The following is a 23,684-nucleotide window of genomic DNA, read 5'->3' as shown; positions in this document are numbered from 1 at the left end:
TCAGGACGGCTGCGATGCGGCGCTCGCCACCCGAAGCAATTCCCTTACCAGCGGGTTGGGAAAGCGCCGTTCGAGCGTGACGGCATAGAAGCTTTCGGTGATCTGGGGCAGGCGATCTAGCTCGACCAGCGTGCCCGCTTCCAGCTCGTCGCGCACGACGATCGGCGGCAGTACGGCAAGCCCGGCGCCGGCGCGGGCCAGAAGACGCATCATGGCCATATCGTCGACCTCCGCCGCGATCAGCGGGCGGACGCCGAGCGCCGCGACCAGCGAATCGAATGCGGCGCGCACCGTGCTCTCGGGCGTGGGCAGGATCACTGGGTGCTGGGCGAGCAGGGCAGGCAGGCCGCCTTCCGCGCCGCGGGCGCTGGCATGGCCGATCAGGCTGACGCGCTGCTCGGCGATCTTGGTCGCCAGATACGGCGTGATCGAGTCGCGCGATGGCGGCTGGTTCGCCAGCACCACATCGAGCTGGAGACCGGCCAGGGCCTGCATCAGCTCGGCGGCGCTGCCCGAGCGCAGGACGAGTTCCACGTCGGCGCGGTGCAGCAGCGGCTGGACGAAGCCGATCTGGAAGTTGCGCGACAGGGTGGCCAGCGCGCCGATGCGCACCGCCTGGCGCGCGCGGCCGGTCTCGCGCAGCACGTCGAGAAGCTCATCCCCCGTCGCGAAGATCGTGTCGGCATGATCCAGCGCGATGCGCCCCGCCTCGGTAAGCGCCAGCCGCCGCCCCTCCCGTTCGAACAGCGGGTGCCCCAGCCGATCTTCCAGCTTGCGGATCTGCGTGGACAGTGCCGACTGCGATACCCCCAGCCGGGTGGCCGTTCGGGTGAGATTGCCGTCATGCGCCACCGCCCAGAAATAGCGAAGATGGTTGTAATTCAGGTCGCGCATTCGTTCTTTTAAACAGAACGATGAACAACAAACAATGAATTTTATCTGATCGTTCCGCTCCCCTAACGCTCTGCAGCCGAAACGACAGGAGGTGCGGCGTGGCGATGTGGTGGTTGGCGAATGCGGGGCCGGTGGTGCTGGCTGTCGCGGCTGCGGCGGCGGCGATGGGGCGGCAGCGTCGCCCGCGCTCGAGCCTGCGGATCGCCGATGCGGCAGCGGCGCTGGCGCTGCTGGCTGCGCTACTGCTCGCCGGATGGCTGGCGGTCGCGGGACCGCGGACGATCGCGCTTTCCGGTGCCGACCCATTCGTGGCCACCCGGCTCGACGTGGTGAGCGTCACCATGCTGGTGCTCGTCGCGTTCGTCGGCTGGGTGGTGATGCGGTTCGCGGCCACCTATCTCGATGGCGAGGCCCGGCAGGGGCGGTTCACCGCCTGGCTGGCGCTGACGCTGGCGAGCGTGATGCTGCTGGTAAGCGCCGGGACGCTGCCGCAGCTCGTTCTTGCCTGGATCGCGACCGGCCATGGCCTGCGCCGCCTGCTCCTCTTCTATCCCGAGCGTGCCGCCGCGCGCAGGGCGGCGCGGAAGAAGGCGCTGAGCACCGGGCTGGCGGATCTGCTGCTGATCGCTGCCGCCCTGCTGTTGTGGCGGGCGACGGGAACCAGCGATATCGCGACCCTGCTGGCCATGGCGCGGGCGGGCGAGGCACCCGAGGCGATGGCGCTGGCGGCATGGGGGATCGCGATCGCGGCGATGCTCAAATCGGCGCACTTCCCGCTGCATGGCTGGCTGACCGAGGTGATGGAGGCGCCGACGCCGGTTTCGGCGCTGCTCCATGCCGGCGTGATCAATGCCGGCGGGTTCCTGCTGATCCGACTGGCCGATGTGATGGTCGCGGCGCCGGCCGCGATGGCGCTGCTGGCGATCCTGGGCGGCTTCACCGCGCTGTTCGGCAGCCTGGTATTGCCGACCCAGCCGGCGGTGAAGACGCAGCTCGCCTGGTCGACGGTTGCGCAGATGGGGTTCATGACCATGCAGTGCGGGCTCGGCCTGTTCGCGCTCGCCCTGCTGCACATCGTCGCGCATTCGCTCTACAAGGCCCATGCCTTTCTCTCCTCCGGGGGCGCCGTGGAGCGGATCGCCGCCGCCCGCCGGCTGGGGCCGGTGGCCAAGCCCGATTTCGCGGCGGTCGCGCTGGCGATGCTGGGGGCGGCGATCCTGTATGGCGCGCTCGCCTTCGGGCTGGGCGCCTGGCACAAGCCGCCGCAGGCGGTTGCGCTTGGCGCCATCCTGGTCTTCGGCGTCGCCTATCTGATCGTCCAGGGGATGAGCCCGGCCGCGCCGCGCGCGCTGCTGCAGCGGACGCTCGGCTTCGCGATCGTCGCCACGGTCGCCTATTTCCTGCTGCACACGCTGGCCGAGTGGATGACCGCCGCCACCCTGCCGCCCGTGCCGGCGCCGGGGCTGTTCCAGTGGGTGCTGATCGCGGTGGCACTGGTCGCCTTTGGCGGAATCGCCGTGGCACAGGCGATGCTGCCGCTCTGGTGCGACCATCCGGCGGCGCAGCGGCTGCGCATCCATCTGCATCACGGTTTCTATGTCAACGCGCTGCTCGATCGGGTGATCGGCAGCCGGCTTCTCGGAAAGGCCTGATCCCATGTATCGTAGTGCCACTGCCGACCCTCAATCCTATGCGCCGCAGCCCAGCTATGTCGGGATGGTGCTGGAAGCGGCCGAACATGCCGCACGCGGCATTCCGCCGCTGTGGCCGCTGGCAACCAGCGTCGCGGTGAACCCCTTTCTGGGCCATACCGGGCGTGGTCTCGCCCATGCCTCCGCCTGGCTGGCGCGGAGCGCCGGTACCCGTGCGACGATGCCGCGCCGCTGGTATCGCGAGCGCATCGCGGCGGGAGAGGTTACCGAAGCCGACCTGCGGGAGGCCTGGCGTGCCGCGCCGGCCGCCGAACGACCGGCCCGGTTCGAACAGGTGCTGGCCGCGATCGACCACGACCCTGCCGGGCCAGTCCCGTATCCGACGCTGGCAGAAATGGCCGCCGTTGCCGGGACCGACTGGCCATCGCTGGTCGCGGAGCAGATCGGCGCCTGGGCGGGCAGCTATTTCGATGCGGGCCAGGCGCTGTGGGCGGCGCCGCAGGCGGTGGGGGCCTATGCCGGCTGGCGCGAGCAGGCGCGGGTGGACCGTACGCCGGAGATTTTCGGTCTCCCGGGCTTCCGGGCCTTCGTGGCCAGCGCGCCGGCGGCGGCCAGCGATGCGATTGCGGTGAGCGCCGCCCGGCTGGGGCTGCGCGCCGAAGCGGCCATGCGCTATTTCGAGCGGTTGTTGATGACGCTGGGTGGCTGGGCGCAATATGCCCGGTATCGCCGCTGGCAGGCCGAACTTGCGGGGGCGGCCGACGATACGCTGCTGGACCTGCTGGCCGTCCGATTGGTGTGGGAGGCTGCCCTTTGGGAACTGGGCGGCGCGGCACTGCGCCAGCGGTGGAGCGCAGCGGTCGGCATCTATGCAGCGCCGGCTCGGCCCGATGAAGACGCCTGGGTCGATGCCATCCTGCAACATGCGGCGGAGCGGGCGGAGCAGCGCCGCCTGGAGACGCGGTTGCGCGCGCCGGTTGCGCGGCCTGGCACGGTGGCGCCGATCGCGCAGATGGCCTTTTGCATCGACGTGCGTTCGGAACCGATACGGGCGGCGATCGAGCGTGTGGCGCCCGACATCCAGACGCTCGGCTTTGCCGGTTTCTTCGGGCTCGGCACTGCGCACCGCCCCCATGGGGCCTGTTCGCACGAGGCGCGGTTGCCGGTGCTGTTGCGGCCGGGGCTGACGAGCGACGATGGCGCCGATCCGCATCGGGAGGCGCTCGATCACGCGATCGGCCGGGGCGATCGCGCCTGGGGCCGGTTCAAGCAGGCGGCGGTTTCTTCCTTCGCATTCGTCGAATCGGCCGGCCTCGCCTATGGTGCCAAGCTGCTGAAGGCGACGTTGGGGATGGGCGGTGCCGCGCACGCCACGGATGCCCGCCCGCGTTTCCAGCCGCCGCTGCCGCCGCAACAGGCGATCGACAACGCCGAGCGGATATTGCGCGCGATGTCGCTGACGGCGGACTTTGCGCCGCTGCTGATCCTGGTCGGGCATGGCGCTGTGGTGACCAACAATCTCCACGCCAGCGCGCTGCAATGCGGTGCCTGTGGCGGCCATGCCGGCGACGTCAATGCCCGGTTGCTCGCCGCGCTTCTGAACGATCCGGTCGTACGTGCCGGGTTGGCGACGCGGGGCATCACGATCCCGGCGGAGACGGTGGCGATCGCCGCGCTGCACGATACCGCAAGCGATCGGATCCGCCTGTTCCCCGAAGACCGCGCCGAAGCGCCGTCGGTGGAACTGGACCTTGTGGAGAAGGCGCTGGCGCGGGCATCCGTGGATGCGGCGATCGCACGGGCGGCGCGGCTGCCGCGGGCTGAGGGTGCGAAGCAGATTGCCGCGCGGGGACGCGATTGGGCGGAGGTGCGGCCCGAATGGGGGCTCGCCGGGTGCAGTGCGTTCCTCGCCGCCCCGCGCGTCCGCAGCGCGGGCCGGGCCCTGGGCGGCCGCGTGTTCCTGCACGAGTATGATTGGCAAAGCGATGCCGAGCTTTCGGTGCTGGAACTGATCCTTACCGCGCCGGTGGTGGTGGCAAGCTGGATCAGCCTGCAATATTATGGGTCCAGCGTCGCCCCCGGCGTGTTCGGCGCGGGCAACAAGCTGCTCCACAATGCCGTGGGCGGAATCGGTGTGCTGGAAGGCAATGGCGGAACGCTGCGCGGTGGCTTGCCGTGGCAATCCGTGCATGACGGCGAACGGCTCGTGCACGATCCGCTGCGCCTGACGGTGGTGATCGAGGCGCCGACCGCGGCGATCGGGCAGATTCTGGCGCGGCACGATGGCGTCCGTGCCCTGTTCGATCACCATTGGCTTCACTTGCTGGCGATGGACGAGACGGGCCGTATCGCCTGGCGCTATGCGGGCGGGCTCGAATGGGTGCCCTTTACCGAAGGGGAGGCAGGGCAATGAAGATTCAGCCTGGCCGCCTGCTGCAGAAATTTCAGGAGCCGGAGGTGGAGCTGGCGGTCATCGATCGTCGAATCGCCTGGGTGCTCGGCCACCCCGGCACCAGCCCCTGGCTGAAGGCGGCGCTGGAGGCAGCACTTCGCAACGACCCGGTGGAAATCGCCAATGACGTGGAGATGCTGCGCCATCTTTTGCTGCCGCGCAGCACCGCACATGCAATAATTTTGGCCGCAGGGCCGCTCTGCAATTGAATGTAACGGATTATATTGGATGTGGTAACATATCTGCGCCATGGGTGCGCATTATGGACCTGATGGCATCTCCTTCCGGTTTCGAACAACAGATCAACCTTCGCCAACTGCGGTATCTTGTGGCGCTCGCCCAAGAGGCGAGCTTCACGCGAGCGGCGGCGCTGGTAGGGGTCAGTCAGCCGTCCCTGTCGCAGGCGATCCGCCAGTTCGAAGAAGCCTTGGGCGCCCCCTTGGTAGAGCGCGGCGCGCGCGCCTTTCTGACGCCGCTGGGGCGTGAGGTGGCGGAGCGCGCGCGACGCATCCTGCTGGAAGTGCGCGATCTGGGCGAACTGGTGGGGGCGGGGGACGCGGTGCTGCTCGGCACGATCCGGTTGGGCGTAACGCCGACATTGGGTGCCTATCTGCTGCCGCGATTGGTCGCCAGGCTGCACCAGCAGTTTCACGATCTGCGCGTCCATGTCCGCGAGAACCAGCCTGCGCTGCTGGTGGAAGGATTGGCCGCCGGCCGGCACGACGTGATCCTCGCCCAATTGCCGCTGCAGGCGCCCGGCGCACATGTCGAGCGCCTGTTTCGGGAGCCGCTGCACCTGGCGATGGCGGCCGATCATCCGCTGGCCAGGCGCGCGGCGATCGACCGTGCCGATCTGGCCGGGCAGGATCTGCTGACGCTCCAGCGCGGCTATCGACTTGCGGAGCAGACGATTGCGATTGCCGAAGAGGCAGGCGCGCGGGTGCGTGAGGATTATGAAGGAACCAGCCTGGATGCGATCCGGCAGATGGCGGGGATGGGCATGGGCCTGGCGGTGTTGCCCGAACTCTATGTCCGGCAGGAGATCCGGCCTGGCGACGATGTCGTCGCCCGGCCGTTTCGCGGCGGGAGACATTATCGCGAACTGGGGTTGCTTTGGCGCAGCGGCGTTGCGCGGGCCGCTGCCTATCAGCGGCTGGCGGTCGAGCTTGTCGCCTGTGTCGAGGACATAGGTATTTCCTATAGGTAGCATAGTTGATGTGCCATTGTATCAATGGTGCATCGCAAACATTTGAGCGTTCCTGAAGGAGACGTTTCGGCGATGGCAAAACAGAAGATCGGCCTGGCGGACGTGCGCGGCTGGCTGGCCGAGGTGATCGGCCCGGATGGCGGGTATCTGCGCCTTGCGATGGTCTATGGCGTCGCTATCAGCCTGTTGTCGCTGGCCACGCCGATTTCGGTGCAATTGCTGATCAATAGCGTCGCGAAGATCGCCCTGCCGGCGCCGCTGCTCACCCTGTCCGCGCTGATGTTCGGCCTGCTGCTGCTGGTCGTGCTGCTCAGCGCCTTGCGCGTGCACATCATGGCGCTGTTCGAGCGGCGGATTTTCGCGCGGACGCTGGCCGAAATCACCATTCGCGCGGTCCACGCGCGCAACCCCTTCTTCGCCGATGCCCGCCGCAGCGACCTGTTCAACCGCTATTTCGATCTGATGCTGGTGCAGAAGAGTGTGCCTAGCCTGGTGATCGGCGCGTTCACGATCCTGCTGCAATCGGTGGTGGGTCTGCTCGTGACCAGTTTCTACCACCCGTTCTTCCTGGGCTTCAACGTGATCCTGATCGCGTTGGTGCTGCTGATCTGGCAGATCTGGTCGCCCGGTGCGATCCGGTCGGCTGTGGCGCTCAGCCATGCCAAGCACGAAGCGGCCCGCTGGCTGGAGGGGCTGGGCAGTTCCAACGGTTTCTACAAGTCGAGCCGGCACCTCAATTTCGCGATGGACGGATCGGAGGCGATGACGGCAAGCTATGTCGACGCCCATCGTCGCCATTTCCGCTTCACCTTCGTCCAGACCTGCGCGTACCTGCTGCTCTATGCCACCGCGAGCGCCGCGCTGCTGGCGCTGGGCGGGTGGCTGATCCTGCAGGGGCAGCTTTCGATCGGCCAGCTGGTGGCGGCCGAGCTGATCCTTTCCGGCGTCTTCTATGGCCTGGGTCAGCTCGGCACCTATCTCGAAGCCTATTACGACATGGTGGCGGCGGCGGAAGAAGTATCGATGCTCTATGCCATCCCGTACGATACGCCGAAGCGCAGTCCGGAAGGCCCGGCGAGCGGCGAGGTGCAACTGCGCGGCGTCGAATCCGGTGATGCACGCATCGACCTGACGATCGCTGCAGGCAGCCAGCTGGTCGCCATCGGCGCCCCGACGATGGATCACCGGCTATCCATGCTGCTGAAACGCAACCTTCAGCCCGATCGCGGGCTGGTGATGGTGGGCGGCGTCGACCTGGAGGCATTCGACGTCTATCGCCTGCGCTCCGACGTGATCGTGCTCGACCGTCCGACCATCGTGGAGATCCGCATCCGCGAATATCTGGGTCTCGCCGGTGCGGGTATTCCGGCCTCCCATGCGCTGGACGCGTTGGCGCTGGTGGGGCTGGGCACGCGGATCGCGCAATTGCCGGAAGGGATGGATACCCCGCTCGCCGCCTCCGGCTGGCCGCTGTCGATCGGCGAACTGATGGCGCTGAAGCTGGCCAATGCGCTGCTCGCGAAGCCGCGGGTGCTGCTGCTCGGCCCGCTATACGATCTGATGCCGCCCGAGCGGCTGAGCGCCGCGCTCGACGCGCTGCGGGAAAGCGGCACCACCGTGCTGTTGTTCACCGGGCGGCCCGAGGCGATCCGCCGCGATGGCTATCTATGGCTGGGCCGTACCGCCCAGGCCCGGTTCGAAACGCTGGAAGCACTCAGCGCGGCACTGCGCGACCAGGAGGAACGCAATGCCCTTCAGGCCTGACCATATCGTCCACTTCCCGACGCTGGCGGCAATGCGGCCGCCGCGGATCGCGCGGGTGATCGCGTGGATGATCATCTTCGTCGTGGGCGTTACCGGGGCGGTGATGGTTGCGGTCCGCTGGGTACAGACCGCGCCCGGTCAGGGGCAGGTGATCGCGCTCGATCCGCATGATCGCGCGCAATCGGTGACGGCCTTCGTTCCCGGGCGGGTCGATCGCTGGTTCGTGACCGATGGCCAGCTGGTCAAGAAAGGGGACCCGATCGCCAAGATTTCGGATAACGATCCCGAACTGCTCGCCCGGCTGGCGGCTGAACGCGATCAGGTGCTGGCCGAGATCGCCTCCGTTGAAAGCGCCCGCAGCGTGGCGTCGATCGACGTCAATCGTGCCCGCCAGATGTATGCCGAAGGGCTTGCCGCACGGCGCGAATATGAACAGGCGCAGATCCGCGTCGCCGATCAGAGTGCGAAGCTGGCGGATTCGCGGGCGAAGCTGAACCGCATCCAGGTGTCGTTGCGGCGCCAGGCGGAACAGATCGTGCGGGCACCGCGCGATGGCCGCATCCAGAGCCTCAATGCCGCTGCCAGTGCGACACTGGTGAGTGCCGGTACCGAACTGGCGACGCTGACTCCCGAGGGCAACACCGAACGCGTGGTGGAACTGATGGTCGACGGGCGCGACATCGCGCTGGTCCGCCCCGGCCGCCGCGTGCGGCTGGAGTTTGAGGGCTGGCCGGCGATCCAGTTCAGCGGCTGGCCTTCGGTCGCCTGGGGCCTGTTCGACGGGCGGGTCCGCTCGGTCGATCCCGCTGCCATGTCCACCGGCCTGTTCCGCGTCCTGATCGAGCCGCTGCCGGGCACCCAGCCCTGGCCGAGCGACCGCTTCGTCCGCCTGGGGGCGAAGGTGCGCGGCTGGGTACAGGGTGAAACCGTGTCGGTCGGCTATGAACTCTGGCGCCAGCTCAACGACTTCCCGCTCGAATTCGGCAATGCCGTGAAGAGCGAGGAGAAGAGCATGGATGTGTACAAGAAGAAGAGCAAATGATGCGTCGATTGCTCGCCCTCTGCGTCGCGGCGCTGGCCGCGCTCCCCGTGCCGGCCGCGGCGCAGTCCCCGCTCACGCTGGACGAAGTTTTGCGCGCCTCCGCCAAAAACGCCCCCCAAATCATCGAGGCGCTGGCCAAGCAGCGTCAGGCCGAGGGCAAGGCGCTGAGCGTCGAAGGAGCTTTCGACGTCGTGTTCGATGTCGACGCGCAGACGCGGGCGCTTGGCTATTACGACGGGACGAGCGTCGATGCGAAGGTTAGCCGGCCGCTCGATAACAATGGCGGCGGCCTTTACGCTGGCTATCGCGTGTCGCGCGGCAAGTTCCCGGTCTATGAGGACAAGGCCTACACCAACCAGCTCGGCGAGTTCAAAGTCGGTGCGATCTTTTCGCTGTTGCGCGACCGGGTGACCGATGAGCGCCGCACGAAGCTGCGCCTGGCCGATCAGGACGTAGACGTCGCGCGACTGGAACGCGAGATGGTCGCGATCGGCGTTCAACGCCGCGCGATGAGCGCGTATCAGGCCTGGGCAGTGGCGGGGCTGCGGCTGAAGGCCTATCGCGACCTGCTAGCGCTTTCCGAAAAGCGTCGTAGCCAGCTGGCCCGCCAGGTGCAGCTGGGCGCGCGGCCGCAGATCCTGATAATCGAGAACGACCAGAATCTGGCGCGTCGCCGCTCGCTGGTGGCGCAGGCTGAGCAGAAGCTTGCCGAAACCGCCAATGCGCTTTCTTTCTTCTGGCGCGACGAGAACGGGGTGCCGCTGGTCCCCGCGGCGGCGCGGCTGCCCGCGTCATTGCCCGAACTGCCCAATGTCGCGCCTCGCGCCGGGCCGATCCTGCGGCCGGACCTGAAGACAGTGCTGGTGCGTATCGATCAGTCGCTGGCGCGGCTGCAACTGGCCGAGAATGATTTGCGGCCGCGGCTGGATGCCCGCGCCGAACTGGCCAAGGATGTCGGCGCGCTCGGCCCTGGCGGGCCCTCGCGGACCCCGGCCGAAGCGATCGTGGGGGTGCGCTTCACGGTGCCGCTCGAGCGCCGCGCCGCCCGCGGCCGGATCGCGGAGAGCCGCGCGGAGATCGAGTCGCTCCGTACGCGGCACCGCATCCTGGAAGAACAGATCGCGATCGAGGTGAAAGGCATCACCATCGGTATCGAAGGCGCAGATCGGGTGGCGGACCTGGCCACGCAAGAAGCTTATCTTGCGGGAAAGATGGCGACGGCCGAGCAGCGCCGGTTCGACATGGGTGCCAGCGACTTCTTCCTGATCAACCAGCGCGAGGAAAGCGCCACCGACGCGCGGCTGCGCGCGCTGGACGCCCGCTACCAGGCGCTGGTCGCGCGCGCGGATCTTGCCGCCGCGACGGCGGATCGGGACGCGCTGGGCTTGTAGCCCCGTAGCGCTTTTTGCGCGTGCCCCGTGCGGTATCGTGGCGCTGGCAACGTCTTGTTGTGGAAGCACCATCGAGAGTCGATACTTGCCGCCCCGCCGCCCTTCCGTTTTCGGTTCCACCTCCCCGCGGCGCGGCGGGCGATGAGCGCCTTTGCCATCGGTATTCTGCTGCTCGCGCCACCGGCGGCGCCGGCGCAGGCGGCCACGCACTGGGTGGAGCAGCAACGCGTGCCGGACCAGACCGGCGTGGAAAAGGTGGAGATCGCAGAGCTTCGCGCCGATCCGGCGATGGGAGAGGAGATCGTAGTTTCGGCGCGCCGCCGCGACGCGCCGGATGACCCTTTGGAGCGAGTCAACGCTTTGTCCTTCTCGGCGACGCAGCGCATCGACGATGCGATCACCGAACCCGCTGCCCGGACCTATGTGCGCAGCGTGCCTCGGCCCATCCGCCTGGGCCTGCGCAACTTCTTCAGCAATTTGCGGGAGCCGGTGGTCTTCGCCAACTATCTGTTGCAGCTGAAGCCGGGCAAGGCGGTGGAGACGCTTGGCCGCTTCACCATCAACACTACGCTGGGCCTGGGCGGGACGATCGATGTCGCGAAGCGCTGTCCGTTCAACCTGCCGCTGCGGCAGAACCGCTTTTCCGACACGCTGGGCTATTATGGCGTGGCGCCGGGGCCGTTCCTGTTCGTGCCGGTCGCCGGACCGACGACGCTGCGCGATGTCGTGGGAGGCATGGTCGATTTCTTCGCCTCGCCCTTCGCGCTGGGCGGACCGTTCCGTTCGCGCCCTTATGTGATCGGATCGGCGGCGGTGCGTATCCTGGATCGACGCGACCAGAAGGAAGAGGCGCTGCGCACGGTAGATGCTAGCGACAACCCTTATGCGACCCGGCGGACCCTGTATCTGCGGCGGCAACGGGAGCGGATCGAAGCGCTGCATGGCCGCCCGGTGCTTGGCGAGCCGGCGCCGCAGCGCTGCCGTCGCCCGTCGCGGGAACGGGGCGCAGGCGACGACGGCGCCGCCTGAAACAAGGGGCAGGGTTGCAGGCAGGGTGCCGGGGCGGTACGCCATCCTGATCTATCCCCTTGAGTTTCCACATGTCCCCAGCACAGCGCGGCCGTCGTCCCTCCTTGCCTTTCTATGCTGGCCTCGGCTTGCTGATGGTCTTGCCGTTCGGCGCCGATCTGGTGCTACCCTTGGGTACGGCGACCTGGGCGGGGTACCTGTTGCCTACGGTGATCGCCTTTATGGCGGGGCAGCCGGTGGTGCCTTTGGTGATCGCCGCGCTGGCCACACTGCTCAGCTTCGCCGGCTTCACCTTTGCGCCGCCTGGCGTCGATCCGCAGGTGGTGCTCGTCAACCGCATCTTGGGCGCCTCGATCACCTGGATGCTGGCAGGGATCGGATTTGTTTTCATCCGCAACCGCCTGGCGATACGCCGCGAGGAATGGTTGCAGTCGGGGCAAGTAGAGCTCGCCAAGGCTGTGGCGGGCGAACTGCCACTCGACCAGCTCGCGGGGCACGCGTTGCGTTCCCTGGCCGAGCATTGTGGGGCGCAGGCAGGGGCGCTGTTCGTGCGCGATCCGGGCGGCCAGGGATTCCGGCGCCAGGCGACCTATGCGGTGCCGGCGGATGCGGCACTGCCCGAATGGGTGACGCCCGGTGACGGCCTGCTGGGTCAGGCGATCGCCGATCGTCGCCAGTTCGTGGTCGATGCGGTACCCGAAGGCTATCTCTATTACGGTTCCGGCCTTGGCCAAGCCCAGCCGCGCACCTTGCTGATCGCGACGACCGAAGCGGACGGTGAAGTGAACGCCGCGATCGAACTCGGTTTTCCGCATGCCGTCGATCCGCAGGTGCAAGCGCTGCTCGATCGCGTCGCGCCGCAGCTGGGCATATCGATCCGGTCGGGAAAATATCGCGCCCGGCTACGGGAGCTGCTGGAAGAGACGCAGCGGCAGGCTGAAGAGTTGCAGGTGCAGAGCGAAGAACTTCGTGCAAACAATGACGAGCTGGAGACGCAGAGCCGCAACCTTCAGGACACGGCAGCGCGGCTGGAAGCGCAGCAGAGCGCGCTCGAGCAGACCAACGCCGAACTGGAGGCGCAGGCCCGGCAGCTGGAACTGCAGCGCGACGAACTTGCCCGTGCGCAGGGTGCGCTCGAACAGCAGGCGGCCGATCTGGAACAGGCCAGCCGCTACAAATCCGAGTTCCTCGCCAATATGAGCCACGAGCTGCGCACGCCGCTCAATTCGTTGCTCATCATGGCACGGCTCCTCGCCGAGAATCGGGCGGGCAATCTCACGTCCGACCAGGTGCGGCACGCCGAAACGATCGAAACCTCGGGCAACGACCTGCTCACGCTGATCAACGACATCCTCGACATCTCGAAGATCGAGGCGGGCAAGCTGGAACTGCAGCCGCGGCGCATCCGGATAGCGCCGGTACTCGACAAACTGAAGGCGGTGTTCGCCGCAGCGGCCAGCGCCAAGGGACTTGCGCTGCGGATCGAACCGGACACGCAAGCGCCTGGCGAAGTCGAAACCGATCCGCAGCGGCTGGAGCAGGTGCTGAAGAACTTCCTGTCCAACGCGATCAAGTTCACCGCGAAAGGGGAGGTGTCGCTGGCCGTCGCTCGCCGGCCGGACGGGCGGATCGCGTTCACGGTGCGCGACACCGGCGTGGGCATCGCGGCCGAGCAGCAGCAGGTGATCTTCGAAGCGTTCCGCCAGGCCGATGGCACGATCAGCCGGAAATATGGCGGCACGGGGCTGGGCCTTTCGATCTCGCGCGAGCTGGCGCGGCTGCTGGGCGGCGAAGTGGCGGTGGAAAGCACGCCGGGCGAAGGCAGCAGCTTCTCGCTGATATTGCCCGCGGCCTATGATCCGGCGCTGGTGCAGGCAGCGGTGCCGATCGCGCCGCCGCCGGCGGCAAAGCCCCAGCCTTCCAATCCCAAGCCAGCGCGCCGCCGCAATGCCGCGCCAGCGGAAGATGATCGGGAGCGGCTTTCCGGAGATAGCCGCGTGATCCTTATCGTGGAGGACGACCCCGCTTTCGCCCGCATCCTCTGCGATGTCGCGCACGATCTGGGCTTCCAGTGCCTGATCGCCGGCACGGCGGACGAAGGCGCGCTGATGGCGCGGCAATATGCCCCGAACGCGGTGATCCTGGACATGAACCTGCCGGATCACACCGGGCTCTCCGTGCTCGATCGGATCAAGCGCGACGTGCGCACGCGGCATATCCCGGTGCATGTCGTCTCCGTCGATGATGACAGCCAGGCCGCGCTTTCGAGCGGCGCGGTCGGCTATCTGTTCAAGCCGGTGCGGCGCGAGCAGCTTGTCGAGATGCTGGAGGGACTGGAAGCCCGGATGGCGCAGCGGATGCGCCGTGTGCTGGTAGTGGAAGATGATGCCCAACAGGCCGAAAGCGTGAAGCAACTGCTTGCCTCACGCGATGTCGAGACGATCGAGGCACATTCGGCCGCCGAATGCGTCGCGCGGCTGGGGCAGGACACGTTCGACTGCATGGTGCTGGACCTGAACCTGCCCGATGCCTCCGGCCTCGATCTGCTCGATCGGCTAAGCGAGGATGAAAGCGTCGGCTTCCCGCCGGTGATCGTCTATACCGGCCGCGATCTGAGCGCGGACGAGGAACTGCGGCTTCGCCGCTATTCCAAGTCGATCATCGTGAAGGGCGCCAAATCGCCCGAACGGCTGCTCGACGAAGTGACGCTGTTCCTGCACCAGGTCGTCTCCGAACTGCCCGAGCCGCAGCAGCAGCTGATCGCCAAGGCCCTGGGCCGTGACGCGGCGCTGGAGGGGCGATGCATTCTCGTGGTCGAAGACGACATTCGGAACGTTTATGCCCTTACCAGCATTTTCGAACCCCATGGAGTCAAGGTCCGCATCGCCCGTAACGGCCGTGAAGCGCTGCAAGCGCTGGAGGAATCCGCGCACAAGCGCGCGGACCCGGTCGATCTGGTGCTGATGGACGTGATGATGCCGGAGATGGATGGCCTTACCGCCACGCGGGAGATCCGCAGGCAGCCCTGGGGCAGGACGCTGCCGATCATCGCGCTGACCGCCAAGGCGATGGCGCGCGACCAGCAGGATTGCCTCGACGCTGGTGCCAACGATTATCTCGCCAAGCCGCTCGATATCGACAAGCTGCTGAGCCTGGCGCGCGTGTGGATGCCGCGTTGAACGAGGATCCGATCCTGCCGCATGAGGAAATCGAACTGGACCTGATGCTGGAGGCAGTCTGGCGGCAGTATCAGTATGATTTCCGCGGCTATTCGCGCAGCTCGCTGTTTCGCCGACTGGAGCGGGCTTGCCAGCGATTTGGCTGCGATGGCCTCTCGCAGCTCCAGCATCGGTTGCTCCGCGAACCGGCCGTGCTCGCCGAGCTGATGGGGTTCCTGACCATCCAGGTGAGCGAGATGTTTCGCGACCCCGATTATTTTCGTGCCCTGCGCGAGACGGTGGTGCCGCACCTGCGCACCTGGCCGTCGCTCAAGGTGTGGATCGCGGGATGTGCCAATGGCGAGGAATTCTATTCGCTGGCGATCCTGTTCCGCGAGGAAGGGCTGGAGGATCGGACGATCTTCTATTGCACCGACATCAGCCCGGCCGCGCTTGCAAAGGCGAAGGCCGGTATCTTCGACCTGGAGCGCATCCCCCAGTTCACCGAGAATCATCGCCGCTCCGGCGGACGAGGATCGCTTTCCGGCTATTACACGGCTGCCTATGGCGCGGCGGTGTTCGACAAGAGCCTGCGTGCCCGCGCCGTCTTTGCCGAGCATAGCCTGTCCACCGATCAGGTGTTTGCCGAAGTGCAGCTGGTTTCCAGCCGCAATGTGCTGATCTATTTCGACCGCGCGTTGCAGGATCGCGCGCTGGGGCTGTTCGGTGCGTCGCTGGTGCGGGGCGGCTTTCTGGGGCTGGGATCGCGCGAGACGTTGCGTTTTTCCCAGCATTCGAATGCTTTTGCGGACTTCGATCGGGCCGAGAAAATCTACCGTCGCGGCGCCAGCGAATTGCAGGTGCTGGCCGATGCGTGAGACGGTGAAGGTCCTGGCTGTCGATGACGTGCCTGAAAACCTGATCGCGCTGGAAGCGCTGTTGCAACAGGAGGGACTGGAACTGCTCACCGCGGCTTCGGGCATGGAGGCGCTCGAGCTGCTACTGGTGCACGATGTCGCGCTGGCACTGCTAGACGTGCAGATGCCCGGCATGGACGGCTTCGAACTGGCCGAACTGATGCGCGGTACCGAGCGGACGCGCCGGGTTCCGATCATCTTCCTCACGGCCGTCGCCACCGACGAGCGGCGACGCTTTCGCGGATATGAAACCGGCGCGATCGACTATCTGCTCAAGCCGGTGGACCCGCAGATCGTGCGCAACAAGGTGGGGATCTTCGTTGAACTGGCGCGCCAGCGGCAGGAGATCGCGTTGCAACGCGATCGCCATGCTGCCGCGCTTGCACGGCTGAAGGCACATCGCGACAATTCGCCGCTGGCCGTCGTCGAATTCGATGCGGAGCAACGGGTGATCGCCTGGTCGGCCGGAGCCGAGCGCATGTTCGGCTGGCGCGCGGCCGAAGTGCTTGGCCTGCGCCCCTCCGAGATCGAATGGCTCGACCAGGAACATGCGGCGCGGTTCCGGGCGATGATCGACGGCATGATCGCGGGCGAGACGACCCGCGACAAGGCGGTACTGCGGATGCGTACCGCCGAAGGACTGACGCTCGACTGCGAATGCTATGGATCGGCGTTGCTCGGGCCCGATCAGCGGCTGTTTTCCGTCAATACCCAGATTCTCGATGTTACCGATCGCGCCCGTGCCGAGGAGACACAGCGCCTGCTGATCGGCGAACTCAACCATCGGGTGAAGAATACGCTGGCATCGGTGCAGGCGATCGCGACGCAAACGCTTCGCCATTCCTCCGGCCCATCCGATTTCGCGCCGACCTTTATCGGCCGTATCCACGCGCTGGCGCGTGCGCACTCGCTGCTCAGCAGCACGACCTGGCAGGGGGCAAGCCTGCAGGAATTGGTGGCAGGCCAGGTGCAGATCGGCACGGTGGACGAGGGGCGCTTTGTGGCCCAAGGCGCCGACCTGGACTTGGCCCCCGAACCGGCGCTGCATCTGGCGCTCGTGCTGCACGAATTGGTGACGAACGCGCATAAATATGGCGCCTTATCCGTGCCCGAGGGGCGGGTGGCGTTGACATGGCAGGTGCGCGACGGGGTGCTGGCGCTGGATTGGCGCGAAAGCGGTGGACCGCCCGTAGCCGCGCCGGCTCGCCGCGGCTTCGGCACGGCGCTGATCGAGCGGAGCCTGAAGGCGGAGGGAGGCAGCGCGGAACCATCCTATGGCGAGGGCGGGATGCGATGGCTGCTCACCGTCCCCTATGCCAGTGCCGTGCGGTTGCGCACGGAGGACCGGGCTCGCCGGAAGCAGACCGCCGCCGCGACATCGGCCGAGGCCGTCGCCACGATCCGCGGCAAGCGCCTGCTGATTGTCGAGGACGAGCCGCTTGTCGCGCTCGAACTCTCGGCCATTCTGGGGGAGGCTGGCTGCGAGGTGATCGGCCTTGCCGCCACGGCAGGGGAGGCGATGGCGGCGATCCGTTCGGATTCGATGATCGACGCGGTGCTTCTGGACGGGAATTTACAGGGCGCTTTGGTGGATGATGTCGCAGGGGCGCTTGCTACGCGCGGTATCCCGTTCCTGTTCGTCAGCGGATATGGTCGGGATCATCTGCCGCTGGGGGTGGGGGCGGTACCGATCGTCGAAAAGCCGTTCGATGGCGAGACGATTTGCACCGTCCTGGCTGGCCTGTTCTGCGATGCGGCGGCTTCGACGCGGGCGTGATCCCGCCTCGGGTGCTCGGTCCGATCAGGCCGAGCCGCGGACGATGAGTTCGGGCTGCATGGCGACGGAACCCACCGTTGCGCCACCGATCCGCGCGAGCAGCAGTTCCACCATCAACTCCGCACCATAGCGTACATCCTGCCGCACGGTGGTCAGCGGCGGTGAGGTGTGTGGCGCGAGCACGATATCGTCATATCCCACTACCGCGACATCTGCCGGTACGCGCAGCCCGCGATCGGACAATGCGCGCATCGCGCTCATCGCGACGACGTCCGACGCGGCGAAGATACCATCCGGCGCAGGATGGGTGGCCAGATACCCGGATATCTCACGATAGGCATCCTCCAGGGTCAGGTGCATCGGCACCACGACTGCGGTGACATCGGTTGCCTCCGCCACGGCGGCATGGAATCCGCGATAACGATCGGCGAATTCCGGCACGTCGGGGGAGCCGAGAAAGGCGAGCCGGCGGCAGCCACGTTGCAGCAGGTGACGGGCGGCGAGTTCGCCGCCGGTGAGGTTATCGGTGCCGACCGTTACCTGGTGCGAGCCGAGGCGCGCTGCGCCCCAGACGATCATCTGCGGGTATCGTTCGGCGGCGCGTTCGATCGCCTCGATCTCGTTCGACTGCCCGATCAGGATGATGCCATCGACGCGGCCGGCGGCGATGATGTCTTCCAGCCAGTCCGGCCCTTCCGGCACCACGCGCGACAGCAGCAGATCATAGCTGCGCTTGGCAAGCGCATCGGCCAGGCCCCCCAGCAGGCCCATGAAGAAGGGGTCGGAGAGCGACTGATCGCGTTCATGGCCCAGCGGCACGACGACACCGATCGCCCCCGTGCGCTGCTTGCGAAGCGCACTCGCGGTTTGATTCAGCCGAAAGCCAAGCTCCTTGGCCAAATAAAGTATTCGTTCTCGCGTAGCCTTGGCTACGCGCGGATGGTTGGATAGTGCGCGTGAAGCGGTGGAAACCGATACACCCGCAATCTTTGCAAGTTCAACAAGTCCCACCGGCTTCAATTGCGCTGCCCCCGCCTGAACGTCCGTTGTCAACGGTGACAGTAGCGGTTTCGTACGAATTGGGAACCCATAACTGTTGCCGATTTTATCGGTAATCGAGCGGTGGTTCCGAAAGGCCGGGCCTGCCGGTTTCTACCCGTCCGGCCAGCCGGCGGCGGAAGCCCGGCATCGCCGGATCGCTGAGGACGAGATCATACCAGCCGGCGCTGGATTCGAGCGAGAACCGGGTCTCCGCCCGTGCGACCTTGCCGTCGGCGAAGCGATCGGCATGGCGGGGCCAGGCGAGCGCCCAGCCGACCGGCGCGGCGATCTCCAGCCCGGGATGCAGCGTGCGCCGGATCTGCCGCCAGTTCGCCCGGCTTAGCGATTCCCGGCCGCGACCGGCGAAATGCCGATGAAAGCCGGCGGGGCCCGTTACCCAGAGATCATAGGCGCCATCGGGATCGAGCGGCCATTCCGCTTCCAGTGTCGCCCCGGCGGTGAGCGTGTAGCGGCGCGGCAGGCGGTCGAGCCGCAGGCGATCATAGACGTGGAGGACCGCAGCGGCGCCTTCGCACCGCATCCGCAAGCCGATCCCGCCCGCCGCGCCGGCGATGTCGTGCACTTCCAGAGCGTAGGGCAGCGCGCGGGACCGGCGCACGCCCGGTTCCTGCCGCGGCACCCCCGCCGCTGCCGGCGGCGCGCTCGGCTCCGGCTGGCCCTTCAGCGCCGCCGCGCGCCTGGCGAGCGGGCGAGGATCCGGCAGGTCGGGCAGGGCGGCGGCATCGTTGGGGCGGCTGAAATCGAAGGCGGTGGTGAGGTCGCCGCACACTGCGCGGCGCCATGGCGAGATATTGGGTTCCTGGACGCCGAACCGCGCTTCGAGGAAGCGGATCACCGACGTATGATCGAACACCTGCGAATTGACCCAGCCGCCCCTGCTCCACGGCGAGACGACATAGCAGGGCACGCGTGGGCCGAGACCATAGGGGCGGCCGATCAGCTCCGGCCGTTCGGAGGCGGCATCGGCGGCGCTGCGGTGCAGGTGATATTCGCCGCCGGTATCGACCAGCGATGCTCCTGCCAGGCCGCCCGGCGCCTGCGGATCGCGGGAAGGCGGGGCGGGCGGCGGGACGTGATCGAAGAACCCGTCATTCTCGTCGAACATGACGAGCAGGACGGTGCGTGCCCAGACGGCGGGATCGGCGGTGAGGGCATCGATGACGGCCGCGGTATAGGCCGCACCCTGGACCGGGCTGGACGGGCCGGGATGCTCGCTGCCCGCCGCATCGGCGATGACCCACGATATCTGCGGCAGCCGTCCGGCGAGGACGTCGGCGCGCAATCGATCGAGCCCATGGGTGGTCAGCGCGCGCTGGCGCAGCGGCGATTCCGGCGGTGCCTGGCGATAGGCGGCGAAACCGACCAGCGGGTTGTCGGTGAAGTTGTCCGCCATATCCTGATAGATCCGCCAGTCGATCCCCGCCGCCTGGAGCCGTTCGGGATAGGTGGTCCAGCGATAGGGTTCGGGCCATCCGCCCTTTTCCGCCAGCTCGTCATGCGAATTGCCGATCGCGGGCCCGCCCCGCATGCCGGACGGATCGTTGGTTCCGGTCCACAGGAATAACCGGTTGGTGTTGGTGCCGGTATGCACCGAGCAGTGATAGGCGTCGCAGATCGTGAAGCTTTCCGCGAGCGCGAACTGGAAGGCGAGGTCTTGGCGGGCATAATGGCCCATCGCGCGTTCGGTCTTCGCTGCGGGCCAGCGGGCCATGCGGCCCTCGTCCCACGCCGCCTGGGCGTCGGGCCAGCTATGCGGCGTTCCCGCCACCCGCATCAGATCGAAATGCGCATCCGTGGCAAGATGGAACGGCGCCACCAGGCGGCCATCTGCGGTGCGTTGCGCCCATACCGACGCGCCGCCCGCCAACGGGATCGGCAGTGGATCGCCGAAGCCGCGCACGCCCTTCAACGTGCCGAAATAATGATCGAAGCTGCGGTTCTCCTGCATCAGGATGACGACATGCGCGACATCGCGGATCGTGCCGGAACGGACATCCGCCGGAATCGCGGCGGCACGCGCGATGCTGGAGAGCGCCGTAGCGGCGGTTGCCTGCACCCCGGCCTGCAGAAATCGCCTGCGTGTCGTTCCGTTCGTCATCATGTCTTCCCAATCTCCGGCCGGCGCATTTGTATCGGCCCGACTGCGCCGGTTTCACGACGATGCCATGACAAGCCGCGCGTTGACCGCAAAAGGGTGTGGCGATAGATAAAGTTATACAAGATAGCTATTCGGGAGGGGTGGTGAATGTGCCTGAAACGATCGAGCGCGCGGCGCGCGATGTTGCTCGGCGCCGTTGCGGCCAGTTGGACCGCCGGAAGCGCCCTTGCCGCGCATCGCCCGCATCCGGCGGCGGCAGCGGCTTCCCCCGAGGCCCGATGCGCCGCCCTGGCCCAAACGGCCCTTCGCGGCGCGCCGGTTGCCGGCCTGACAATCAGTGCGACCCACTGGCAAGCTGCGCAGCCCGGTACCGCGGCCATGCCAGCCCATTGCCTGGTCGAAGGCTATTTCGGCGGCCATGACGGGGTGGTCGGCGGCGCGTATCGCATCGGGTTTCGGATGCGCCTCCCCGCGCAGTGGAACCAGCGGTACCTGTTCCAGGGCGGCGGCGGCAGCAACGGTACGATCGGTGACGCGACCGGTCCCAACGGTCCTGGCAACCGATCCGCGCTGGAACGCGGCTATGCCGTGATCGCGCAGGATAGCGGGCACGACAATGTCCGCAACGCGGTGGCGGATCATGGCGGGGTGCTAGCCTTTGGCTTCGATCCGCGGGCGCGGCGGGATTATGGCCATACGAGCCTGAAGCCCACCAACGACCTTGGCCATCATCTCCTTCGCGCCTTCTATGGCCGGGACAGCGCGACCAGTTTCTTCTGGGGCTGTTCGAAGGGCGGGCAGGAAGGCATGGCCTTTGCCCAGCGCTACCCGGAGGCCTTTGACGGCATCGTCGCGGCGGCACCCGGCTTCGCCCTGCCTCGTGCGGCGCTGGCCGAGGCCTGGGATACCCAGACGATCGCTTCCATCGTGCGTGCCCGCGGCGAAACGCCGACGCTGGACAGGCTGAAGGCGGCGCTCGATGTGCCGACGCTGAAGCTGGTGCGCGACGTCGTGCTGGCGACCTGCGATGGCGATGACGGCGCCATCGACGGCACGATCGCCGCGATCGGCCGCTGCACCGCCGATCGCGTCGTGCCGGCGCTTCGCAAGCGCAGTTGCGCCCCCGGCGCCAGCGGCGACTGCATCGACACGCCGGTGATCGACGCGCTGGCGCGGATCATGGGCGGTGCACAAAATGCGGCGGGCAAGCGCCTGTATGCACCATTCCCGTGGGACAGCGGCATCGCCGAAGCCGGGTGGCGGGTGTGGAAGGCGGGGCTGGAAAATGGCCCGCCTGCGCTGAACGTGCTGCTGGGGGCGGGGGCGCTGGCGGCGATATTCACCACACCGCCCACCGCGCTGCCAAGCGACCCAACGCAGTTGCTTGCCTGGCAATTGGGGTTCGACTTCGATCGGGATGCCGATCGGATCTATGCCGTCGCCGCGCCGTTCACCACCTCTGCCTGGCAGGATGTGGGGATGCAGGACACCGACCTTGCCCGGTTCCGCGCCCGCGGCGGCAAGCTGATCGTCCCGCACGGAATGAGCGACCCGGCCTTTTCCGCCTATGACACCATCGCCTGGTGGAATGCCGTCGATCGGCGGATGGGCGGGCAGGCGGCGGGTTTCGTGCGCGTGTTCCCCGTCCCCGGCATGAACCATTGCGCCGGTGGCCCTGCGACCGACCGCTTCGACAGCCTGGCCGCGCTGGAGCGATGGGTATTGGAGAAGAAGGCGCCGGATAGCATTGCCGCCACCGCTGGCCCCGACACGCCCTGGCCGGGGCGCGAACGGCCGTTGTGCCCCTATCCCAACGTGGCGCTGGCCACCGGCGGAAGTTTCAGCTGCGGACGGCTGAAGGAGAACTGATCCCGGCCTAGGCCGGGTGGGTGAAGATATCGTCGAGCGCCGCGTCGTGGGTCGTGGTTTCAAAACCGTGCGCGTCGCGCCACGCCGCGTCGAAGCAGGTGGAGGCATAGCGCCGCCCATCGTCGCAAAGCAGCGTTACGATCGATCCCTGTTCCCCCGCCGCGCGCATTTCGCGGATCAGCGTGGCGCATGCCCAGATATTGGTGCCGGTGGAAACGCCGCACGGACGGCCGAGAATGCGGCTGATCCGTAACGCGGCGGCCAGGCTGGCGGCATCGGGCACCGCGATCATCCGATCGACCACATCGGGCAGGAAAGACGGTTCCAACTGCAGGCGGCCGATTCCTTCCACGCAAGACGGCGCGCCGGCAATTTCGGTGATCGTCCGATCCGCATAATGGCGGTGGAACACCGATGCTTCGGGATCGGCGACGCAGAGCCGCGTCGCCAGGCGGCGATAGCGGAGATAGCGGCCGATGGTGGCCGAGGTGCCGCCGGTGCCGGCGCCGCAAACGATGTGGCTGGGCACTGGATGCGCCTCCTGTGCCATCTGATCGAAGATGGACTGGGCGATATTGTTGTTGCCGCGCCAATCGGTAGCGCGTTCGGCATAGGTGAACTGATCCATGAAATGGCCGCCCAGCGCCTGGGCCAGCCGTTGCGCTTCGCTTCGCACTGAACGGGGGTCATCGACCTGGTGGCAACTGCCGCCATGGAATTCGATGGCAGCGATCTTTTCGGGCGAAGTGCCGCGCGGCAGCACCGCCACGAAGGGCAGGCCGATCATCCGGGCGAAATAGGATTCGGATACGGCGGTCGATCCGCTGGAGGCTTCGACGATCGTGGTCTCCGGGCCGATCCAGCCGTTGCAGAGCGCATAGAGGAACAAGGATCGGCCCAGGCGATGCTTCAGGCTTCCCGTCGGATGGCTGGATTCATCCTTCAGATACAGGCTGATACCGGGAGCGCCCGGCAGCTCGACGGGGACCAGATGGGTATCGGCGGAGCGGGTGAATTCCGCATCGATGATGCGCACGGCCTGGTCTACCCAGGCGCGATCGCGGGCGTTCGTATCGATCATGCCTGCGCCATAGCGAGGTGAAGGCGTCTCCGTCGACTCCGGGCGGACCGCGTGTCGCTAATGCGGTGCGGCCGATCGCCTGCCTGCCTGTCTCGCCGCTATGGCGATTGTCCGGCGGAAATGGCGCGCTTTTACCAAGCTGCATGGACATGGACTCATCCGCCTCCGCGCCGTCATCCCGGCACACGCCAGGATCTATGCGCCTGTCGGTGTCAGCAAGAGCCGATAGCGCGACCTTGATGGACCCCGGCTTTCGCCGGGATGACGATGTGCAGCGCAGCGATGGGTTCT

The 23,684-nt window shown here is 67.1% G+C and carries 16 protein-coding genes; 12 read left to right on the top strand and 4 right to left on the bottom strand.

From position 1 onward, the window contains the following. The gene (locus tag DD559_RS12490; RefSeq protein ID WP_116469462.1) at positions 1-894 is read right to left on the bottom strand and encodes a LysR family transcriptional regulator; all 894 of its coding nucleotides are present in this window, start codon (positions 892-894) and stop codon (positions 1-3) included. 104 nt (positions 895-998) lie between these two features. On the opposite strand from DD559_RS12490, the gene DD559_RS12485 reads away from it, so the two are divergent. The 11 genes from DD559_RS12485 (at position 999) to DD559_RS12435 (ending at position 17,283) form a co-directional block, all read left to right on the top strand. Then, on the top strand, positions 999-2,546 hold the full coding sequence (locus tag DD559_RS12485; RefSeq protein ID WP_116469461.1) for an NADH-quinone oxidoreductase subunit L: 1,548 nt from the start codon (positions 999-1,001) through the stop codon (positions 2,544-2,546). Between the two features lie 4 nt (positions 2,547-2,550). Then, positions 2,551-4,959, top strand: coding sequence for a YbcC family protein (locus DD559_RS12480; RefSeq protein WP_116469460.1), 2,409 nt, complete (start codon positions 2,551-2,553; stop codon positions 4,957-4,959). Next, entirely contained in the window at positions 4,956-5,207 is a 252-nt protein-coding gene (locus DD559_RS12475; protein WP_116469459.1) for a hypothetical protein, read from the top strand. The genes DD559_RS12480 and DD559_RS12475 overlap by 4 nt, the downstream gene beginning before the upstream one ends. 62 nt (positions 5,208-5,269) lie before the next feature. Beyond that, complete coding sequence (locus tag DD559_RS12470; protein ID WP_240610238.1) at positions 5,270-6,205, top strand: hydrogen peroxide-inducible genes activator; 936 nt, start codon at positions 5,270-5,272, stop codon at positions 6,203-6,205. Between the two features lie 72 nt (positions 6,206-6,277). Beyond that, positions 6,278-7,969, top strand: a complete 1,692-nt coding sequence (locus DD559_RS12465) for an ATP-binding cassette domain-containing protein (RefSeq protein ID WP_116469457.1) — start codon at positions 6,278-6,280, stop codon at positions 7,967-7,969. Beyond that, positions 7,953-9,011: an HlyD family secretion protein gene (locus tag DD559_RS12460; RefSeq protein WP_240610237.1), complete on the top strand. Its 1,059-nt coding sequence runs from the start codon at positions 7,953-7,955 to the stop codon at positions 9,009-9,011. The genes DD559_RS12465 and DD559_RS12460 overlap by 17 nt, the downstream gene beginning before the upstream one ends. Then, positions 9,008-10,402, top strand: a complete 1,395-nt coding sequence (locus tag DD559_RS12455) for a TolC family protein (RefSeq protein ID WP_116469455.1) — start codon at positions 9,008-9,010, stop codon at positions 10,400-10,402. The genes DD559_RS12460 and DD559_RS12455 overlap by 4 nt, the downstream gene beginning before the upstream one ends. A gap of 141 nt (positions 10,403-10,543) precedes the next feature. Beyond that, positions 10,544-11,431, top strand: coding sequence for an MlaA family lipoprotein (locus tag DD559_RS12450; RefSeq protein ID WP_116469454.1), 888 nt, complete (start codon positions 10,544-10,546; stop codon positions 11,429-11,431). 71 nt (positions 11,432-11,502) lie between these two features. Continuing rightward, positions 11,503-14,610 (top strand): response regulator, encoded by a 3,108-nt coding sequence (locus DD559_RS12445; protein WP_206364499.1) that lies wholly within the window; start codon positions 11,503-11,505, stop codon positions 14,608-14,610. After that, a complete protein-coding gene (locus DD559_RS12440) occupies positions 14,595-15,467 on the top strand; it encodes a CheR family methyltransferase (protein ID WP_116469452.1) in 873 nt (290 codons plus the stop codon). Before DD559_RS12445 ends, DD559_RS12440 begins: the two co-directional genes overlap by 16 nt. Then, the gene (locus DD559_RS12435) at positions 15,460-17,283 is read left to right on the top strand and encodes a response regulator (RefSeq protein ID WP_116469451.1); all 1,824 of its coding nucleotides are present in this window, start codon (positions 15,460-15,462) and stop codon (positions 17,281-17,283) included. The genes DD559_RS12440 and DD559_RS12435 overlap by 8 nt, the downstream gene beginning before the upstream one ends. A gap of 24 nt (positions 17,284-17,307) precedes the next feature. Here DD559_RS12435 and DD559_RS12430 read toward each other — a convergent pair whose 3' ends face one another. Then, positions 17,308-18,294, bottom strand: a complete 987-nt coding sequence (locus DD559_RS12430; RefSeq protein WP_116469450.1) for a LacI family DNA-binding transcriptional regulator — start codon at positions 18,292-18,294, stop codon at positions 17,308-17,310. 94 nt (positions 18,295-18,388) lie between these two features. Then, positions 18,389-20,443 (bottom strand): phosphocholine-specific phospholipase C, encoded by a 2,055-nt coding sequence (locus tag DD559_RS12425; protein WP_116470892.1) that lies wholly within the window; start codon positions 20,441-20,443, stop codon positions 18,389-18,391. Positions 20,444-20,821: 378 nt separating this feature from the next. On the opposite strand from DD559_RS12425, the gene DD559_RS12420 reads away from it, so the two are divergent. Then, complete coding sequence (locus DD559_RS12420; RefSeq protein WP_240610236.1) at positions 20,822-22,312, top strand: tannase/feruloyl esterase family alpha/beta hydrolase; 1,491 nt, start codon at positions 20,822-20,824, stop codon at positions 22,310-22,312. Positions 22,313-22,319: 7 nt separating this feature from the next. Here DD559_RS12420 and DD559_RS12415 read toward each other — a convergent pair whose 3' ends face one another. Then, positions 22,320-23,393, bottom strand: coding sequence for a PLP-dependent cysteine synthase family protein (locus DD559_RS12415; protein ID WP_116469449.1), 1,074 nt, complete (start codon positions 23,391-23,393; stop codon positions 22,320-22,322). Between the last annotated feature and the right edge of the window lie 291 nt (positions 23,394-23,684).

This window comes from Sphingomonas pokkalii (assembly GCF_003096275.1).
Classification (GTDB): domain Bacteria; phylum Pseudomonadota; class Alphaproteobacteria; order Sphingomonadales; family Sphingomonadaceae; genus Sphingomonas; species Sphingomonas pokkalii.
Note: the sequence above shows the minus strand (reverse complement) of the source record. Positions and strands in the feature narration are given on the sequence as shown.

Coding starts and splice junctions, on each gene's coding strand:
- DD559_RS12490 (WP_116469462.1), bottom strand. CDS start 894: ATGCGCGACCTGAATTACAACCATCTTCGCTATTTCTGGGCGGTGGCG.
- DD559_RS12485 (WP_116469461.1), top strand. CDS start 999: ATGTGGTGGTTGGCGAATGCGGGGCCGGTGGTGCTGGCTGTCGCGGCT.
- DD559_RS12480 (WP_116469460.1), top strand. CDS start 2,551: ATGTATCGTAGTGCCACTGCCGACCCTCAATCCTATGCGCCGCAGCCC.
- DD559_RS12475 (WP_116469459.1), top strand. CDS start 4,956: ATGAAGATTCAGCCTGGCCGCCTGCTGCAGAAATTTCAGGAGCCGGAG.
- DD559_RS12470 (WP_240610238.1), top strand. CDS start 5,270: ATGGCATCTCCTTCCGGTTTCGAACAACAGATCAACCTTCGCCAACTG.
- DD559_RS12465 (WP_116469457.1), top strand. CDS start 6,278: ATGGCAAAACAGAAGATCGGCCTGGCGGACGTGCGCGGCTGGCTGGCC.
- DD559_RS12460 (WP_240610237.1), top strand. CDS start 7,953: ATGCCCTTCAGGCCTGACCATATCGTCCACTTCCCGACGCTGGCGGCA.
- DD559_RS12455 (WP_116469455.1), top strand. CDS start 9,008: ATGATGCGTCGATTGCTCGCCCTCTGCGTCGCGGCGCTGGCCGCGCTC.
- DD559_RS12450 (WP_116469454.1), top strand. CDS start 10,544: ATGAGCGCCTTTGCCATCGGTATTCTGCTGCTCGCGCCACCGGCGGCG.
- DD559_RS12445 (WP_206364499.1), top strand. CDS start 11,503: ATGTCCCCAGCACAGCGCGGCCGTCGTCCCTCCTTGCCTTTCTATGCT.
- DD559_RS12435 (WP_116469451.1), top strand. CDS start 15,460: ATGCGTGAGACGGTGAAGGTCCTGGCTGTCGATGACGTGCCTGAAAAC.
- DD559_RS12425 (WP_116470892.1), bottom strand. CDS start 20,443: ATGACGAACGGAACGACACGCAGGCGATTTCTGCAGGCCGGGGTGCAG.
- DD559_RS12420 (WP_240610236.1), top strand. CDS start 20,822: ATGCCAGCCCATTGCCTGGTCGAAGGCTATTTCGGCGGCCATGACGGG.
- DD559_RS12415 (WP_116469449.1), bottom strand. CDS start 23,393: ATGATCGATACGAACGCCCGCGATCGCGCCTGGGTAGACCAGGCCGTG.